Below are 16,047 nucleotides of genomic sequence, written 5' to 3' on the forward strand. Positions count from 1 at the left end.
TACCTACTCCTCATGATGGTTTAAAAACGGCTCAGCCCATCAAGCAACCGCGTTACGAATGTCTTAAACATCACTTTTACTCTTTAGGCCATTAAATTTTTGCACGTTTATTCCTTGACGTTTACGTAAGCATAGCACTAACATTTACGTTAACGTAAACAAACACATTCGCAAACTGTAAAATCTTTTTTACCGTCGTAGCGGACAGTGTGATTGTCTATCACCAAATTTGGGGAGTTTCACCTGGTGGGAACCTACAAAATCAGCGAGCTCGCGAAAGAGTTTGATATCACAACAAGAAGTATCCGCTTTTACGAAGATATGGGTCTTATTCAACCTGAACGCAAAGGAAGCATGCGCGTCTATCAGCGTAGAGACAAGATTCGTCTCAAACTGATTTTACGAGGAAAGCGGCTAGGTTTTTCACTCGCCGAGATCCGTGACTTGTTGGAGCTTTACGATACAAATCAGCTGGATACTCAGTTAATTAAAATGCTCAAAATCATCGACGACAAGGAAGCCGTACTCAAACGTCAGTTGGAAGACATCACCATAGTCTTAGAAGATTTGAATACTGCTCGAAAACGATGTGAAGAGGCTTTAGAGCGTTCTAAAGCAAGTTGAACTGTCATCAATAATGGATGTTGTGCTTAACAGAAAATCAGCCAATCGGAGGCGATATGATATCTCAATACACCCCTCTCAATTTCGGACTCGACGAGTCAATCAACATGTTGAGAGAGCACGTCAATGCTTTTGCTCGAGAGCAGATAGCCCCTATTGCGGCTAAAGTGGACGAAGAAAACCAGTTTCCCAACCATCTTTGGGCCAAAATGGGAGAAATGGGGCTACTTGGTGTCACGGTTGATGAGGAGTTTGGTGGTGCAGGCATGGGCTATCTTGCTCATGTGGTGGCGATGGAAGAAATTAGCCGAGCTTCAGCTTCCGTCGCTTTAAGCTATGGTGCCCATTCAAATTTGTGTGTGAACCAAATATTTCGCAATGGCAACGCTGCCCAACGAGAAAAATATCTTCCGAAGCTAATTAGTGGTGAGCACATTGGTGCTTTGGCTATGAGTGAACCCAATGCTGGTTCCGACGTGGTAAGCATGCAACTTAAAGCCGAGCTTAAAGGTGATCACTATGTACTTAATGGTAACAAGATGTGGATCACTAATGGTCCAGATGCTCATGTTCTTGTTGTGTACGCAAAAACTGACCCTTCCGCAGCATCGAAAGGGATTACTGCTTTTATCATCGAAAGGGATTTTGAAGGCTTTAGTCATGCTCAAAAGCTAGACAAACTTGGGATGAGGGGATCGAATACCTGTGAACTGGTATTCAATAACTGTAAAGTGCCGGTTGAAAATGTCCTTGGCGAGGTAAATCAAGGCGTAAGAGTTCTTATGAGCGGATTGGATTATGAACGTGTCGTACTTGCAGCAGGCCCACTTGGCATTATGCAAGCCTGTCTTGATCTCGTGGTTCCTTATGTCCATGACCGCAAGCAATTTGGTCGTTCTATTGGCGAGTTTCAGTTAATCCAAGCAAAGGTTGCAGATATGTACACCCGAGCTAATGCCGCGCGCTCTTATGTTTACGCCGTAGCAAGCGCATGTGACCGAGGAGAAACAACCAGAAAAGACGCAGCTGGAGCTATCTTATACAGCGCGGAAATGGCCACTCAAATTGCCCTAGATGCTATCCAGTTACTTGGTGGCAACGGCTATATCAATGAATTCCCTGCCGGGCGTTTATTAAGAGACGCAAAACTTTATGAAATTGGTGCAGGAACGTCAGAAATTCGCAGGATGCTTATTGGGCGTGAGCTGTTTGAAGAGTCACGCTAACGAGGATGTTATGGCAGTCATTAAAACTAAAATAAAAACCGATTCCCCATTGTTTGTTAAAAACCAGCAAGCAATGACAGGGCTTGTAGAAAAACTCAGTGCAGATCTAGAGAGCCTTAAACAAGGTGGAGGCCCAAAAGCCGTTGAAAGACAGCGCAAGAAAGGAAAATTGCCTGTTCGCGAACGTATCGATCTTCTGCTTGATCCAGGATCAGACTTCTTAGAAGTGGGTCAATTTGCGGCATGGGAGGTATACGAAGAGTCCATCCCATGTGCTGGTGTAGTGGCAGGAATTGGCCAAATCAAGGGTGTACCTTGTATGGTTCTGGCAAACGACCCTTCTGTTAAAGGTGGAACTTACTACCCGCTCACCGTCAAAAAACACCTTAGAGCACAAGAAATAGCGGAACGATGCAATCTACCTTGCGTTTACTTGGTAGATTCTGGCGGTGCTAACCTCCCCCATCAAGCCGAAGTGTTTCCTGATAAAGATCATTTTGGGCGGATATTCTTTAATCAGGCGCGTATGTCAGCCAAGGGCATACCACAAATTGCGGTTGTGTTAGGTCCTTGTACTGCGGGGGGCGCCTATATACCTGCTATGGCAGACGTGTCTGTAATCGTCAAAAAACAAGGCACAATTTTCTTGGCTGGCCCACCACTTGTGAAAGCAGCTACCGGTGAGATTGTGACAGATGAAGAGCTTGGCGGTGCAGATGTTCATTGCAGAAAATCCGGCGTTGCCGATTACTACGCTGAAAATGAGCAGCAGGCTATGCATATGGCCCGTGAAGCACTATCAAGCTGTAATCAAGTTGCAAATCAGGCTCCTGTCGACAAAGTTCTCCCTCCAAGACTGCCAGCTGAAGAAATATATGGCATCGTCAATTCGGACCTGCGCCTATCTTTCGATGTTAGAGAAGTGATTGCACGTATCGTCGATGACTCAGACTTTGATGAGTTTAAAGCCTTATTTGGTACAACGCTCGTTTGTGGGTTTGCTCGAATTGAAGGTAGGCTAATAGGGATCGTTGCCAACAATGGAATTCTATTTGCTGAATCCGCGCAGAAAGGTGCTCACTTTATCGAGCTATGCGCAAAGCGTAAGATCCCTCTGTTATTTTTGCAAAACATAACCGGTTTCATGGTTGGGAAAAAAGTTGAGGAAGGTGGTATTGCCAAACATGGCGCTAAGCTCGTTATGGCAGTCGCCTGCGCCGATGTGCCTAAGTTTACCATTATTATCGGCGGCTCATACGGCGCTGGTAATTATGGAATGTGTGGCCGAGCGTATGACCCTACCCTAATGTGGATGTGGCCCAATGCCAGAATATCTGTGATGGGCGGCGAGCAAGCAGCTGGGGTGCTAACTCAAGTCAAACGCGAGGTGTTGAAACGTCAAGGCGAGCCATGGTCTGACATTCAAGAAAACCAATTCAAGAAAGGAATTGTCGAATTGTATGAGCAGCAAGGCCACCCTTACTACGCCAGTGCAAGACTGTGGGACGATGGAATTATCGACCCAAAACAGACTCGTGATGTATTAGCACAAGCATTAAAAGCAGCGGCTCAAGCGCCTATTCCTGATAGTCAGTTTGGTATCTTCAGAATGTAAGGAAACGGTATGAACAACACCAAGGATAGGACATACCTAGACTGCCATATTGATTCACGTGGCGTTGCGACCTTAACGTTAAATCGCATTGATAAACACAATGCCTTTAACGCTGAGGTAATCGAAGCATTAATTGAATCCATCGAATCACTGGCTCATGATGAGTCAGTTCGATGTCTAGTGCTGCAAGGAAATGGCAAACATTTTTCTGCAGGCGCTGATTTGGCATGGATGAAATCCATGGCAAGTAAAACTGAACAAGAAAACCGCCAAGACGCATCTAGGTTAGCATTTTTGATGCAATGTTTGGACACTTTTCCGCATCCAACTCTTGCTCTTGTCCAAGGCTGTGCCTTTGGCGGCGCTTTAGGACTAATTTGTTGCTGTGATATTGCGCTGGCAGATAACAGCGCACTCTTTTGCCTAAGCGAAGTAAAGTTAGGCTTAGTGCCTGCAACCATTAGCCCGTACGTGAATCGTAGCATTGGTGCTCGACAATCAAGGCGCTACATGTTGACGGCAGAACGATTTGATGCAACGCAAGCTCTAAATATTGGGCTGATTCATGAAGTGGTATCTTCAGAGCAAATAAGCGAGCGCAGAGAGCATTTGCTTTCTCATCTACTTGTTAACAGTCCAGCCGCAATGACAAAGACTAAGCTCCTTATTCAAGAATGCGAGTCTAAGCCACTGGCTCATGAGCTGATTGATTATACTAGTGAGCTTATTGCTAAAGTTAGGGTCTCAGAACAGGGGCAAGAGGGGCTGAGTGCATTTTTTGATAAACGGTCTGCGAGCTGGGTAAATGAGGGACAGCCATGATCCCAAAAACAGATCTGCCTCGGTCAGTAAAAATTGTTGAAGTTGGGCCTCGTGATGGCTTGCAAAATGAGAAAGCGGTGCCAATTGAAGCTAAAATCAAGCTCATTAACCAGCTTTCATCCTGTGGGCTAAAATTTATAGAAGCGGGCGCATTTGTTTCACCCAAATGGGTACCACAGATGGCGGACTCATTGGAGGTGATGCAGCAAATTAAACGTCAACCCAATATCTGCTATAGCGCCCTAACCCCGAATATAAAGGGGTTAGAAAAAGCAATGACAGCAAAAGCGAATGAGGTCGCTGTATTTACTTCGGCCTCTGAAGGGTTTTGCCAGAAAAACATCAATTGCTCCATTGCAGAAAGTTTGAAGAGGTTTAAGCCCGTCATCGCGCAAGCACGTGCTCAAGACATTCCCGTACGGGGGTATTTGTCTTGTATCCTTGATTGTCCTTATGACGGGCCAACCGATCCAAACGAGGTCGCAAAAATTGCTCGCTCTCTCATTGATCTAGGTTGCTATGAAGTGTCTCTCGGCGACACCATAGGTACAGGCACGCCGATGCGAACGGCTAAAGTTATTGATGCTGTAAGCAAGCAAGTTTCACTTGAATGCATCGCTGTACACTTTCATGACACCTATGGTCAGGCATTAGCCAATATTTACCAAGCCCTGCAAATGGGTATTAAAGTGATAGACAGTAGTGTTGCTGGACTTGGCGGTTGCCCCTACGCCGCCGGTGCTTCAGGTAATGTCGCCACCGAGGATGTCGTTTACCTTTGCCATGGCTTAGGTATAGAGACGGGTATCGATCTACACATGATTGCCCAAGCTGGTTGGGAAATCAGTGATACGCTAGGTCGAAAACCAACATCTAAAGTATCACTCGCTTTGCAGCGCTAGGTGAGACTTGCTTTTGGGCTGATAAGATTGAACTAGCAAACATGTCATAATCAGCCCTATACCTACCCACCCAGACGCTTGGATACGCTCACCAACTATACTTACCGCAAATACACTCGCAACAACAGGTTCAAAAAGCGTAAGTAAGCTTGCCTGACTTGCTGAAACCACTTTTAAACCGTACCCAAAGCAGATATACCCTAGAAACATTGGAACTAACGCCATATATAAAGCAACTGAAGTGCTTAATTTTGTGTCAAATAGGCCATCACCAGTAAAAATAAGTGAGGGAATAAGAAATACAGCACCTAAACCAAAAACACTTCCCATCGCAGATTTTGAATTCGCCCCTTTAGTGATTAGATCTCTCGCCACCCATGCATAAATCGCGTAAGTCAAACCGGCTAACAACCCTAGGCTAATACCAATATGGTGATTTATCTCAGACGACTCCATAGTGACAGACGAGTCTGAAAAGACCAGTAAACTTATGCCTAATGTGCCGATAAAAAGACTAAAGATCCAAAGTAAATCCACTGCGGTATTTTTGCTAAAAAGACGTTCTATGATGGCAACAAATAATGGCGCACTAGATATAGACACGACCGTACCAATAGCGACTCCAGCCATCTTCATCGAGGTATAAAAAGCAAGAGGATAAACCGCTAAGGCTAAGGCTCCAATACAAACTAGCCACTTGTTTTCATTCAATATCATCCTATCGCTGATGATTGTTTTTCGCGCTATCAATGCTAATAAGAAACCGCCTAAGCCCATAGAAAATCCACCAATCGCCAAAGGGCTCACATTGGGGATCAATGAAGCAGTCGTTCCTGTTGTTCCCCAAAGCAAAGACGAGAATAAAATCAAACCTATGCCAATTTTTCTCTGTTTTTGATGTACCATGAGTGTCATTACCATTTTCTTTTGTATGTAGTTAATACACAAATGATAATGAAAAAGATTAGATAAACTTTGCAGATAAGACACTAAAGTTGGCTTTAAAGACTCAACAGTTAATCAAACATTCAACCACGCATTGCTTTAGGTGAAAGACCAAAAAACAGAGAAAACCGCCGACTAAATGCCGACAGGTCGGAATATCCAACCGCTTCAGAGATCAATTGAACTGGCATATCAGTGTGAGTTAATAAAGCTTTCGCCTTTTCCATACGCTGCTTGGCAACATATTGCATCACGCTTTGACCTGTAGAAAGCTTAAACAACTTCTTAAATTGTGTTGGACTAAGGCAAGCCTTTGCGGCCAAAGAGTCAATGCTGATTTCATCACTGAGATCCTTGTCTATAGCTTGTATTGCTAGTCGAATTCTACGATCTATCTTCATGTCACAAGATTGTTGAATCATAAGCTGATTGAACATAGACATCATAGAATCTTCAAGAGTATCCTCGACCCTATGTTGCAGCTGAGACTCGACAAACGATAAGTAAGACAAGAGAGGCGCCGATATGGTAAATACCAAACTTGTCGTATCAAGTAAATTTGATGATAACTCGTTTAAGTCGGCAACAATAAAACGAGCGGATTCATGGGCGCGAAAGTGGTGACAGACTCCCGCAGGAATTACAACACATTCGCCAACAGAAACGCTTCCTACATAACTCTCAAGTTCAATATCGATTACGCCAGCTATAGGCAGAACTAATTGATGGTAGTCATGTGTGTGACCATGCTTTTGACGGGTATACGCTCGTATAGAGAGGCTATTTTTCACAATCGAGTCACATCCCTTGATGCTGAAATATAGTAATCAATAAAAATTCAAAAACGACAAATGCATTATGAATAAATGCATTATGAATAAATGCATTATGAATAATACATCTTGCTGAGCATACACATTTAGGGGTACGAATATTTTAATGATCGTATTTGTGGGATACTAATATAAAGAAAGCCAACACCGCAAGAGTGCTGGCCTAATAAGCTTTGATGGGAGTCGCTTAGTACCATTGAAGGTCTGTTTTGAGAGGGATACCCGCTGCGATATTTTCACCACACATCTCGTCGTAGGCGCTGAGGTGAACCAGGCAAGCACTATGGTACTGCTGGTCTTTAAAATGCTCCTTCGCTTGACACAAGCTCGAAAATTTAAGCGGGTCATGGTTGCCATCACGCAGTAACATCTTCTCGTCACCGTCAACCGAGTAAGCTAAATAAATTCCACCTTCCAATGATTCGATTTGCAATTCCATTTTATCTTCTCCACTGTGAGTCTAAGGTTTAATACGTTGTGGATCAGAAAATAGATTACTTGAACGTAATTTGTCATCGTCAGCTTACTTACTAATGATAAATTCAACCCTAGTGTTTGCGTTTCGGCCTTCTTGGGTATCACTCGACTCTACAGGGTAAAGGTTCCCTCTTGCAAGTGCTTTTATTCGGCTTTTATCAATACCTCTACTCTCTAGATATTTTGCGATAGAGTCCGCTCGTTGCTCGGTAAGATCAAGCTCTTCATTCTCTGGTAAACCAGAGTCAGTGTGTACGATAACCTTAACTTTCGCTTGATCGTTATCAAGAAGTGTAAAAACCACGTCGTTAAATTTATGAGTAAACGATGAGTTCAGCGAGTAACCATCGGCATCGAAAAGTGCAGTCCCGCGTGTTTCATCAACTGTGATCATCTCAGGAATGCTTTTATCCTGTGCTTCACTCGCCTGCGCCCAAATGTCACCCAGGCTCGCTTCCGCTTTGAGTTTTTCAATCTGTGCTTTTAGCCGATCGATTTCAATATTGTAAAGGCGATTACAGTTTAAACGTTCACGTTTTCCACCACCAAAGGGGATCACCACTTGAACATACGCACCAACTTCATCCTTATTTTCAATGTTGGCCGAATAGTTTGGGGTGGTAACACGGTTGTAGTCACTGTCTTCAGTGACACCCATCAAGCCTGCTTGAACATAAGAGCTACTGGCTATGGTTGATTCACAGGTCACGCCATCAGAAGTGGTTACGCGATCGTACCCTCCGGGCACTGAAGCACCGGGAATACTAAAGCCTGCCGCTGAAACAACATCTAACCAAAGAGTGAGAATTATCGCTGCGGATAATAAACATTGACTCTTGAACATATTTTACTTCTTACCTCTTGTGTCGCTGCAGTCATAGAGCAAACTCTAAAACGATTCACTTTATTTGGCTCAACTTTCGGCAGCTGTATTAACTGTTTCTTAACTTGATTTCCTTTCAGACGAATAGCTTCCTCTACTAAAACTCCATTCACCTCTAGGGAATAGACTTTATCGATGTCATATAAATTTCCTAGGGTTAATTCAACTTGAGGAAATTGACTATACACCACTTCATTTAACTCTCTTGGGGCTTGCATGTGTGCCTGAGTATAAAATGATAATAAACTAACGCTCAGAAATATTATTCGCACACGATTTCCAATGTTGCTTTATAGTCACAAGGTAATAAGTCACTTCTATTTAAATTATATTTAGGAGCTAATGTTATATCGTGCGAACCAAAAATTCTATGATTGTTATTTTCCATAATCCACTTTATTTCTTCAAATGGATATGTTGGATCATCCAGATTAAAACCAAATCCATAATAACCTAAAAAGCTTTGTCTTAGTTGTTCATTATTACTTTCATGTATAAATTTAAAGCTCCCACCTTGAGAAGTTAAAAGCCTTGCATGTAGATATTTATCGTTTACATTAGTCGTGTCATTAAAAATCATACCACCTACAGTATCTTCTGAAACTTCAATACTGCAGGAGTTTATAGAATTTTCAACCATATCTGATTCATATTCAAAATAAAGCACTTGATCTAGGACAGTTTCACTTCCTATCTTTAAATCAACAAATTTATCACTTGTCACTTGCGATACATCCATCTTGAATATAATCAACATGGGGGTTCCGCTAGAGTCACTGTCATCAGGGCGAAAATTAAACCTCATAGAGACGAAATTATTACTTAAGTCACATTCACTTTTAGTAGGATTATAATTGATGGCTGAACTGTACTCACCTCTTCTACCGATAATACATGGATTAGACGCAGCTCCAGAAGCCGTCACCCTGACTCGATGCCTAAACTTTACATCATCAGCTTCGTTTAGCTTTATAGCAAATATGAGTATGGGACTATCTTCCTCTGATGCACCATCAACTAGATAAGTACAAATATTCATATCAACATAACGAGTGCCCTCTGTTAGGTATCTCTCGTTAACATTATTTCTAACAGTCTTGTCATAGCATCGATCAGCCAATGATAAGCTTGAAAAAAAAGTTAAAAAAAGGAAAATTACGTATTTCATGCATCAGACTCAGTTAGAATCAGAGTAGTATATAACAGAGTGCGTACACACCTCGTATACATAGCCACCTTTAGGCTCTGATTCACTACAAATACGATAGAAGTTCAGTTTATTTTTTTCTAAATTAAATACTGGAACTTTAACTTTACGTGTTTTTCCTGCGGATAATTTTAATATTCTATTCAGTTTTCTTTTACTCGTACTTTCAGGTTTTACCTTATTAAAAAATTTGGATAGTTGTTTTTCACTATTTTCACTATTTTCACTATTTTCACTATTTTCACTATCAATATTATTAGTGAGAGTGGTAACGTCATTTAAACTAAAATATAATTTACTCACCGATATCTTGTAGGTTTCAGAGTATTTATTTAAGTTACCAAAAGTAACCAGCAAACGATCATTTGTGCTAAAAAATAAACTTTCTAATGATAGATTGCTTATTGATTGCGCATAAATAAATCCTGAGTAACTTAAGCTCAGTACAAAAATCATCATTAATTTAAATGGAAACTTCATCATAGGTATATTACAACTATCCAACTCTAATTACAGATACTTTATTTTACAACCATTATGGACAGGTAAGCTGAATGGTCGCGGTTACGGTATGGCCGCTTCTACTTTCAGCGATTTCGCTTTTCGAATAATCCACAACAGCAATCGCGTTCAGCTCTGTATCGTTGGACACAGGCGTAGGAGACCCTGTGTTTGCAGCTGAGAATGATGCCGAGGCAGGGGTTGTACCAACCCACAGTTTTAGTTTACCTAGTTCAACATTTCCTACGCCACCATAACGTGCTATCGTTCCTGACACAGTTCTCACCTGCAAGTTAAGTGAAGTTTTACGTGAATCATTGCTATACGGCGTAAACCTAACAAACCTCTCACTTGAGTGAGTTTCGTCCTTAAATAGAATCGAGCCAATTTGCCCTGGCGCAATCTTTATACCACATGCACTATCAATAGTTTCTCTAAATGTTAGTGTTTCAGCAGAAACATTACCTACTAAACCAAAATACAACGACGAAAATAACACACTTAATGTTGTGAGTTTCATTGATACTCCAAAGAATTATTACTCTGAATAAAGAGGGGATTGAAAACGGCTTATGCTAAAAAGCGTTATGTCAATCCCCTGAACCGCGCAGATAATAGGCTCAAATATTAATTTTTCAAAAAAAACATTAATGATCTAATCTGATTTATATAAAAAAAACTAAAAATACAAGCGTATCAGTTAGTTATAATTGTAAAAAATTTAAAACAGATTGCAAAATCTTTAGCCTAAAGTAGTCAAGTGACAAAATTTAAGCATGTTAACTAATTTGAACGATCGGTCAGCGTACAAGAATTGAAATCAATTTGGTTGTTAGACAATCAATTATATACACTGCTATGTTTGATGGAGTATGTGAATAAATTGCTCGCTAATGGCGTTATTTACTAGATAAATAAATTTGGCAAATCGCCAATAAACTTTATAAATTCTCTTTATGGTTAGCGTTTTACAAGTGGCTGATTGATTAGCTTAGATAGTAGACTCGCGACCTTTTCTCGCATCTCTCGCCTGTCCACAATCATATCGATAGTGCCATGTTCTAATAAAAACTCACTGCGCTGGAATTGGTCGGGCAATTGCTGGCGAACCGTTTGCTCAATAACACGCCGACCAGCAAAACCAATTCTGGCACCTGGCTCGGCAATATTAATGTCCCCTAACATGGCTAAGCTTGCCGAAACCCCACCGAAAGTCTGGTCTGTTAATATTGATATATAGGGTAGCCGTAGATCAGACAAACGTCTTAACGCTGCACTGGTTTTGGACATTTGTAATAGTGACATTAATGACTCCTGCATCCGTGCCCCACCACACGCTGAAAAACATACCAGTCCACAGTTCTCTGTTATTGCCGTTTCAACAGCGGTAACGAAGCGCGCACCAACTACCGAGCCCATAGAGCCTGCCATGAATGAAAACTCAAAAGCACAAGTAACAAGAGGTAACCCATACAACTCACCTTTTAATACGATCAGTGCATCTTTTTCTCCGGTATGTTTTTGGGCGAGCTTTAAACGCTCTTTGTACTGTTTAACATCCTTAAACCCGACGATATCTCTCGGTTCAAGATCACAGCCCATTTCTTGCAGCTCACCTTTGTCTAAGAAAGACTCCAATCGCTTGCGCGCAGGCATCCTCATATGGTGGGAACACTCAGGGCATACATACAAGTTTTGTTCAACAAAATCTTTATATAATGTCTTAGTACACTTGGGACACTGCATCCATACACCGTCTGGTATCTCAGCCTTGCGTCCTTTAATTATATTATTACTTTCGTTATCTTCGCTCATTTATTTCGGTTAATAACAGCCAGTATCTTTTTGTACAACCGACATGGTAAACAGATTGTATTGAGCTGAATTACGTAATAAAGTCACTATCTTTGAATTTATAATCTCAAAAAATGGGATAGTTGGCGATGATAGATAAGGTTGAACAACAATGGCTAAGAAGCTTTCATTGTGTTTACGAAAACAATAGCTTCAAAAAAGCCTCTGAGTTTCTTGGATTACCGACATCCAATGTTAGCCGACATATTGGTTTACTTGAAAATACGCTTCATACGCGATTATTTAACAGGACCACTCGTAAAACTTCACCCACACCAGCGGGTGATCAATTATACGAACAAACTCAACCTTTGTTTTTACAGCTTAATGAGGCATTAAGTAAGGTTACAGAACATAGCCATGATGCATTTGGTCAACTTAGAGTGCTTATGCCATACTCTCCTCAATTAGCAGAAGCTGTAGTGTCTTTTTGCGTTGAAAACCCGTCAATATCATTATGCTGTGACACAAACTTAACACCCAACCAAGATTTTCTGAACGGGTTTGATGTCTTTCTCAGTTTCCATAGAGGCAACTTGCCAGACAGCAGTTGGATAGCACGAGAGATCACTCGCTGGACCAGTGCCGTGGTTGCAGCACCAAAACTACTGCGCACTTACTCAAAACCAAATAAGTTGAGTGACTTGCACCATATTCCATGCATTAGCACGTTTTCTGTATTAAGTGGGACCCCCTGGGTCTTTAAATTTCGAAAAGGGGAAACTATTACCCAGCGAATTCAGTCTACTTTTAGAGTCAACAGTGGTCAGCTTGCAAAACAAGGGGCAATGGCTGGCTTGGGCGCTGCAATATTACCATTGCCATTTTGCCAAAATGAAATCGATAATGGATTACTCACCGAACTTCATCTAGATTATGAAGCCGAAGATCTCGTGCTGTATGCCTTTTATTCATCAAGAAAACACCTAGCAAAAAAAGTTGGAGTATTTATCGAACACCTCCAGAAAAGTGTTCGCAGCTAAAGCTCCTTACATTACATACTAATCAACAATATAAGGAGCAATAACATCATCTATGCTGCCTGATTCCCTTTGCTTTATAAATTCTCGATTAAACGTATCGATGAACTCTTGCTTGAAAGGAAAACCAGTATCAATGCTGGTATAACCGAGGTAACCAGACTGTGAGCTGACTTCCTTTACCATCACCATCCAATTACCATCACCTATTTTAGCGTTACTTTTCATTTGGCGTAACGTCCAGTTCGTTGATAAAGAGATGTGCAAATAACAATCGTTGCGTTTTTCTCGAATCATTAGAATATTGGCCTCAGGATCCTTCGCTTCTTGAACTTTAATATCTCCGCGACTTTCTGCCTGCCAAAATGCTTGATCACCAAGGTTATATCCTGAGTTAATTCCGACACGTAAACCATAAAACGAATCTGGCCAAACGATTGGGTTACTTAATTGTTTAACTACATCTCTGTGGCAGTAAATTGCTACTGTTTCCTCAAACAAAGGGACAGAGTATGGTTTGATATATGGTCGCACGTCTGGTAAATAATAAGGCGGCATAAACCCAAAGGCTTTACCGCTTTCTAACAACATCAGTCCCCTATTCCAAGGCACTGATTTAATCACCACTTTAAAATTGGGCATTGAGCTAGCCACATGACGAACAATATCCGGATAAACTCCCCTAGCTTCCCCATCTTCGCTATAGCTATATGGAGGAAAGTCGTTAGTAGCGAACAGAGTGACTGATATTGGTTTAGCGGCCAGTATATTTACGCTCCCCCAAAACAACGCTATCACCATAACTACTTTCATACCGCCTACCAGTATACGTGGGCTCTCACCTTATATATTGCAATATAGTTCCTGTAATACGCTAACACCAGAATGATTAAGGCAGCCGTTCTACCCTTTAACCAAATTAACAGCACCGTTCTGGAGTTGTGAAGTTGATTCTATTAACTTCTCGGGCGATTTCCATGCATAAATCAGCTCTGGGACACGAGAACCACAAGGTGCAATCCAAGTCCTTTCTTGTTTAAAGTGTCCCCCCAGCCTCTCACAAAAATTAATCGCTCTACTATTACTTTTCACTACATTTACATAAATGCCATTATTAGGAAAATGCTTCTTAACCCACTGAGCTACATGACCAACTAAGTTAACACCTAGCCCTTTACCTAAGTAGTAGTCGTCGACATGTAAAGCATCAATAATCGTACCTTTTTCGTAGTCATGATTACCAAATACACAGATGAAACCGCAGAGTAACCCACCTTCTTCAACCATCAGAACATATTGATTGTAGGGAGGGTTGATAAAACGAGTTTGCCAAACAGCTCGACGATCGGCAAGCACATCAAGATCTAAATATTTACGCTCTAGAACACCCTGATAAAACATTTTCCAACTTTGTGCATGCAGTGAAGCCAAGCGTTCATAATCTTCATATGCAGCGACTTTTAATTCCATCTATAAAACCCTGTAACTTCCTGTAAATTATCCATGATCCGGTAAAGCCCAGCACTTCATTACACAAAGCGTACAAGGTGCCAAGTTTAGCCAACATTATAGTGTCTTTCGCTAGAAAATAGTGAAAAGCCAATGTCAATATTTTGATCTTTGATTCAAAAACATAGATTCCAATCATTATGTAATAATTGCTTATGTTAGTTACACATCTAACTTAGACTTGACAACTCATTCTTAGCGATTAAAATCCTGCTCTTAATAAAAAAATAAACTTCATTAATTTTGTCTACACCTACAATACTATGCCTTGCTGCGAACTTAATAATACTATCATAGTCTTTATCCATTTCTCTGATATTCAATGTGCTTATTTTATTTTTTAAAAAATCACATTCAGACCTGTTATGAATAGTTACATAGTGTGAATAAAAATCTCGAGTTGCTTTTCTCCCTAATGTTTGCACCACCATTTAGTCCTCTTAGATAATGACCGAAATTGAGCATAGTACTATTCTTTGTTCCTGGAGAAAACCTAAGGCTTTGAAGTATTAATTTGAGTAAATTGACATCTTGTGTCACTAGATATCCGATTAATAGCTCCAAGTTGAAGTCATTGTTAAAATGAGACTGATGAGTTTTAAACTTTGAAACAATATAATCATGATCTATTTTTCCAAAAACCGTCTCACCATGATAATTGAATGTACCAACATTTTTTGTATGCAAATCATCTTCAACAAGCAAATATGACAATACTGCAATAGAGAGTAACCCTAGTTTAGAAGGATAGCCATTTTTTCCTAACTGCGTTTTTAATTCACTAAACTGGTTTAGCCCTTTTGAACAAATGCCACAAATCTGATTACTGTCGTCAAGCATGATAAGTGATTTAGAAGAGCAGTCACCAATAAATTTTTGCCATATTAAAGAGTATAATATTTCTGATAAAGCATTTATTTTTTCTTCACTTCCATCAGTTAAAGACTTTCCAAAGTACATATCGTTTGTACTTTTGTGCTGATACATAGTAACTGTATGTGCCGATGAATTTAAGTTTTTGACCTTTTTCAAGTCGCTTTTAAATATGCTAAAACCGCTAGTAACCATTCTTCCTGGTGGTACAGAGTTTCCTTCAAGCAATTTATTCTGATATGGTTTTGTATATTGTGCGTCTCCAGAAATTATTTTATTGTGTGCAGATTTAACATATGTTCTTAAGGAAGAAGAATTATTATTTCCTCCATTGAGTAGCTTAGCATGCTTGAAACAGTCTTTTTGACTATTATCTTTTATTATTTTATTTAATGCTCCTGGCTTTATAGATGATGAAACATATTCTGATATCAAACTACTAATATATATAGGTTAAGATTTTTCAACATAACTTTTTAATATATTAGCTCTAGACTGGCCAGCCTTACCATGGTTTTCAAAATGCAACCAATCACTTACTCGCCTTTTTTCAGAGGAGCTTCCATTAGATTTATTATATTGATCTATGGATTGTAGGATTAATTCTTTATTATATATCATATTAAATTCCTACAACTGAAAAATTTAATTTCAATACAAAGTTTAGTTGAACAATAGTCAATAATGATTTATTAACAAAAAACAAAATAAAGAAATATAAGTAAAAAAAACGGGAGATTAACTCTAATGCCGTTCACTTAAGGTGAGCGGCATTGTTTTTTCTGGGGTATCGGCT

At 40.4% G+C, this 16,047-nt stretch carries 19 protein-coding genes; 6 read left to right on the forward strand and 13 right to left on the reverse strand.

What is annotated here, in order from left to right:
- The first annotated feature begins 246 nt into the window (after window positions 1–246).
- Genes AAFM34_RS05660 through AAFM34_RS05680 form a run of 5 tightly spaced genes read left to right on the forward strand, consistent with a single transcriptional unit; the run spans window position 247 to window position 5,189 of the window.
- Entirely contained in the window at window positions 247–624 is a 378-nt protein-coding gene (locus tag AAFM34_RS05660) for a MerR family DNA-binding transcriptional regulator (RefSeq protein ID WP_341660866.1), read from the forward strand.
- Between the two features lie 56 nt (window positions 625–680).
- Complete coding sequence (locus tag AAFM34_RS05665; RefSeq protein ID WP_341660868.1) at window positions 681–1,850, forward strand: isovaleryl-CoA dehydrogenase; 1,170 nt, start codon at window positions 681–683, stop codon at window positions 1,848–1,850.
- 10 nt (window positions 1,851–1,860) lie between these two features.
- On the forward strand, window positions 1,861–3,465 hold the full coding sequence (locus AAFM34_RS05670) for a carboxyl transferase domain-containing protein (protein ID WP_341660871.1): 1,605 nt from the start codon (window positions 1,861–1,863) through the stop codon (window positions 3,463–3,465).
- A 9-nt stretch (window positions 3,466–3,474) separates the two neighbouring features.
- Window positions 3,475–4,287 carry an enoyl-CoA hydratase-related protein gene (locus tag AAFM34_RS05675; RefSeq protein WP_341660873.1) on the forward strand — a complete coding sequence of 271 codons (813 nt, stop codon included), beginning with the start codon at window positions 3,475–3,477 and terminating at the stop codon, window positions 4,285–4,287.
- A complete protein-coding gene (locus tag AAFM34_RS05680) occupies window positions 4,284–5,189 on the forward strand; it encodes a hydroxymethylglutaryl-CoA lyase (protein ID WP_341660875.1) in 906 nt (301 codons plus the stop codon). The genes AAFM34_RS05675 and AAFM34_RS05680 overlap by 4 nt, the downstream gene beginning before the upstream one ends.
- Here AAFM34_RS05680 and AAFM34_RS05685 read toward each other — a convergent pair.
- From AAFM34_RS05685 to accD, 9 genes are all read right to left on the reverse strand, one after another.
- On the reverse strand, window positions 5,169–6,104 hold the full coding sequence (locus tag AAFM34_RS05685; RefSeq protein ID WP_341660877.1) for an EamA family transporter: 936 nt from the start codon (window positions 6,102–6,104) through the stop codon (window positions 5,169–5,171). The two genes, AAFM34_RS05680 and AAFM34_RS05685, sit on opposite strands and share 21 nt — an antisense overlap.
- A gap of 113 nt (window positions 6,105–6,217) precedes the next feature.
- Window positions 6,218–6,925 (reverse strand): AraC family transcriptional regulator, encoded by a 708-nt coding sequence (locus tag AAFM34_RS05690; protein ID WP_341660879.1) that lies wholly within the window; start codon window positions 6,923–6,925, stop codon window positions 6,218–6,220.
- A 229-nt stretch (window positions 6,926–7,154) separates the two neighbouring features.
- A complete protein-coding gene (locus AAFM34_RS05695; protein ID WP_114786396.1) occupies window positions 7,155–7,406 on the reverse strand; it encodes a DUF6482 family protein in 252 nt (83 codons plus the stop codon).
- Window positions 7,407–7,490: 84 nt separating this feature from the next.
- Window positions 7,491–8,288, reverse strand: a complete 798-nt coding sequence (locus tag AAFM34_RS05700) for an OmpA family protein (RefSeq protein WP_341660882.1) — start codon at window positions 8,286–8,288, stop codon at window positions 7,491–7,493.
- Window positions 8,252–8,545 carry a hypothetical protein gene (locus AAFM34_RS05705; RefSeq protein WP_341660884.1) on the reverse strand — a complete coding sequence of 98 codons (294 nt, stop codon included), beginning with the start codon at window positions 8,543–8,545 and terminating at the stop codon, window positions 8,252–8,254. The genes AAFM34_RS05700 and AAFM34_RS05705 overlap by 37 nt, the downstream gene beginning before the upstream one ends.
- Window positions 8,546–8,589: 44 nt before the next feature.
- Window positions 8,590–9,495 carry a hypothetical protein gene (locus AAFM34_RS05710; protein ID WP_341660886.1) on the reverse strand — a complete coding sequence of 302 codons (906 nt, stop codon included), beginning with the start codon at window positions 9,493–9,495 and terminating at the stop codon, window positions 8,590–8,592.
- 9 nt (window positions 9,496–9,504) lie between these two features.
- Window positions 9,505–10,017 carry a hypothetical protein gene (locus AAFM34_RS05715; RefSeq protein WP_341660889.1) on the reverse strand — a complete coding sequence of 171 codons (513 nt, stop codon included), beginning with the start codon at window positions 10,015–10,017 and terminating at the stop codon, window positions 9,505–9,507.
- 52 nt (window positions 10,018–10,069) lie between these two features.
- The gene (locus AAFM34_RS05720; RefSeq protein WP_341660891.1) at window positions 10,070–10,555 is read right to left on the reverse strand and encodes a hypothetical protein; all 486 of its coding nucleotides are present in this window, start codon (window positions 10,553–10,555) and stop codon (window positions 10,070–10,072) included.
- 440 nt (window positions 10,556–10,995) lie between these two features.
- Window positions 10,996–11,850, reverse strand: a complete 855-nt coding sequence (accD, locus tag AAFM34_RS05725; RefSeq protein ID WP_341660893.1) for an acetyl-CoA carboxylase, carboxyltransferase subunit beta — start codon at window positions 11,848–11,850, stop codon at window positions 10,996–10,998.
- A gap of 128 nt (window positions 11,851–11,978) precedes the next feature.
- On the opposite strand from accD, the gene AAFM34_RS05730 reads away from it, so the two are divergent.
- Window positions 11,979–12,872 (forward strand): LysR family transcriptional regulator, encoded by an 894-nt coding sequence (locus tag AAFM34_RS05730; protein WP_341660895.1) that lies wholly within the window; start codon window positions 11,979–11,981, stop codon window positions 12,870–12,872.
- Window positions 12,873–12,890: 18 nt separating this feature from the next.
- On the opposite strand, the gene AAFM34_RS05735 is transcribed toward AAFM34_RS05730, so the two are convergent.
- From AAFM34_RS05735 to AAFM34_RS05750, 4 genes are all read right to left on the reverse strand, one after another.
- Window positions 12,891–13,682, reverse strand: coding sequence for a transporter substrate-binding domain-containing protein (locus AAFM34_RS05735; RefSeq protein ID WP_341660897.1), 792 nt, complete (start codon window positions 13,680–13,682; stop codon window positions 12,891–12,893).
- A 90-nt stretch (window positions 13,683–13,772) separates the two neighbouring features.
- The gene (locus tag AAFM34_RS05740) at window positions 13,773–14,339 is read right to left on the reverse strand and encodes a GNAT family N-acetyltransferase (protein ID WP_341660899.1); all 567 of its coding nucleotides are present in this window, start codon (window positions 14,337–14,339) and stop codon (window positions 13,773–13,775) included.
- A 402-nt stretch (window positions 14,340–14,741) separates the two neighbouring features.
- Complete coding sequence (locus AAFM34_RS05745) at window positions 14,742–15,686, reverse strand: hypothetical protein (RefSeq protein WP_341660901.1); 945 nt, start codon at window positions 15,684–15,686, stop codon at window positions 14,742–14,744.
- A gap of 18 nt (window positions 15,687–15,704) precedes the next feature.
- Entirely contained in the window at window positions 15,705–15,872 is a 168-nt protein-coding gene (locus AAFM34_RS05750; RefSeq protein WP_341660903.1) for a hypothetical protein, read from the reverse strand.
- Window positions 15,873–16,047 lie beyond the last annotated feature (175 nt).

This window comes from Vibrio sp. (assembly GCF_038138445.1).
Taxonomy (GTDB): Bacteria; Pseudomonadota; Gammaproteobacteria; order Enterobacterales; family Vibrionaceae; genus Vibrio.

Excerpts from the sequence above, each read along its gene's own strand:
- AAFM34_RS05685 (WP_341660877.1), bottom strand. The coding sequence starts at position 6,104 with ATGACACTCATGGTACATCAAAAACAGAGAAAAATTGGCATAGGTTTG.
- AAFM34_RS05720 (WP_341660891.1), bottom strand. The coding sequence starts at position 10,555 with ATGAAACTCACAACATTAAGTGTGTTATTTTCGTCGTTGTATTTTGGT.
- AAFM34_RS05695 (WP_114786396.1), bottom strand. The coding sequence starts at position 7,406 with ATGGAATTGCAAATCGAATCATTGGAAGGTGGAATTTATTTAGCTTAC.
- AAFM34_RS05700 (WP_341660882.1), bottom strand. The coding sequence starts at position 8,288 with ATGTTCAAGAGTCAATGTTTATTATCCGCAGCGATAATTCTCACTCTT.
- AAFM34_RS05705 (WP_341660884.1), bottom strand. The coding sequence starts at position 8,545 with ATGCAAGCCCCAAGAGAGTTAAATGAAGTGGTGTATAGTCAATTTCCT.
- AAFM34_RS05675 (WP_341660873.1), top strand. The coding sequence starts at position 3,475 with ATGAACAACACCAAGGATAGGACATACCTAGACTGCCATATTGATTCA.
- AAFM34_RS05710 (WP_341660886.1), bottom strand. The coding sequence starts at position 9,495 with ATGAAATACGTAATTTTCCTTTTTTTAACTTTTTTTTCAAGCTTATCA.
- AAFM34_RS05740 (WP_341660899.1), bottom strand. The coding sequence starts at position 14,339 with ATGGAATTAAAAGTCGCTGCATATGAAGATTATGAACGCTTGGCTTCA.
- AAFM34_RS05735 (WP_341660897.1), bottom strand. The coding sequence starts at position 13,682 with ATGAAAGTAGTTATGGTGATAGCGTTGTTTTGGGGGAGCGTAAATATA.
- AAFM34_RS05730 (WP_341660895.1), top strand. The coding sequence starts at position 11,979 with ATGATAGATAAGGTTGAACAACAATGGCTAAGAAGCTTTCATTGTGTT.
- AAFM34_RS05665 (WP_341660868.1), top strand. The coding sequence starts at position 681 with ATGATATCTCAATACACCCCTCTCAATTTCGGACTCGACGAGTCAATC.
- AAFM34_RS05670 (WP_341660871.1), top strand. The coding sequence starts at position 1,861 with ATGGCAGTCATTAAAACTAAAATAAAAACCGATTCCCCATTGTTTGTT.
- AAFM34_RS05680 (WP_341660875.1), top strand. The coding sequence starts at position 4,284 with ATGATCCCAAAAACAGATCTGCCTCGGTCAGTAAAAATTGTTGAAGTT.
- accD (WP_341660893.1), bottom strand. The coding sequence starts at position 11,850 with ATGAGCGAAGATAACGAAAGTAATAATATAATTAAAGGACGCAAGGCT.
- AAFM34_RS05750 (WP_341660903.1), bottom strand. The coding sequence starts at position 15,872 with ATGATATATAATAAAGAATTAATCCTACAATCCATAGATCAATATAAT.
- AAFM34_RS05715 (WP_341660889.1), bottom strand. The coding sequence starts at position 10,017 with ATGATGAAGTTTCCATTTAAATTAATGATGATTTTTGTACTGAGCTTA.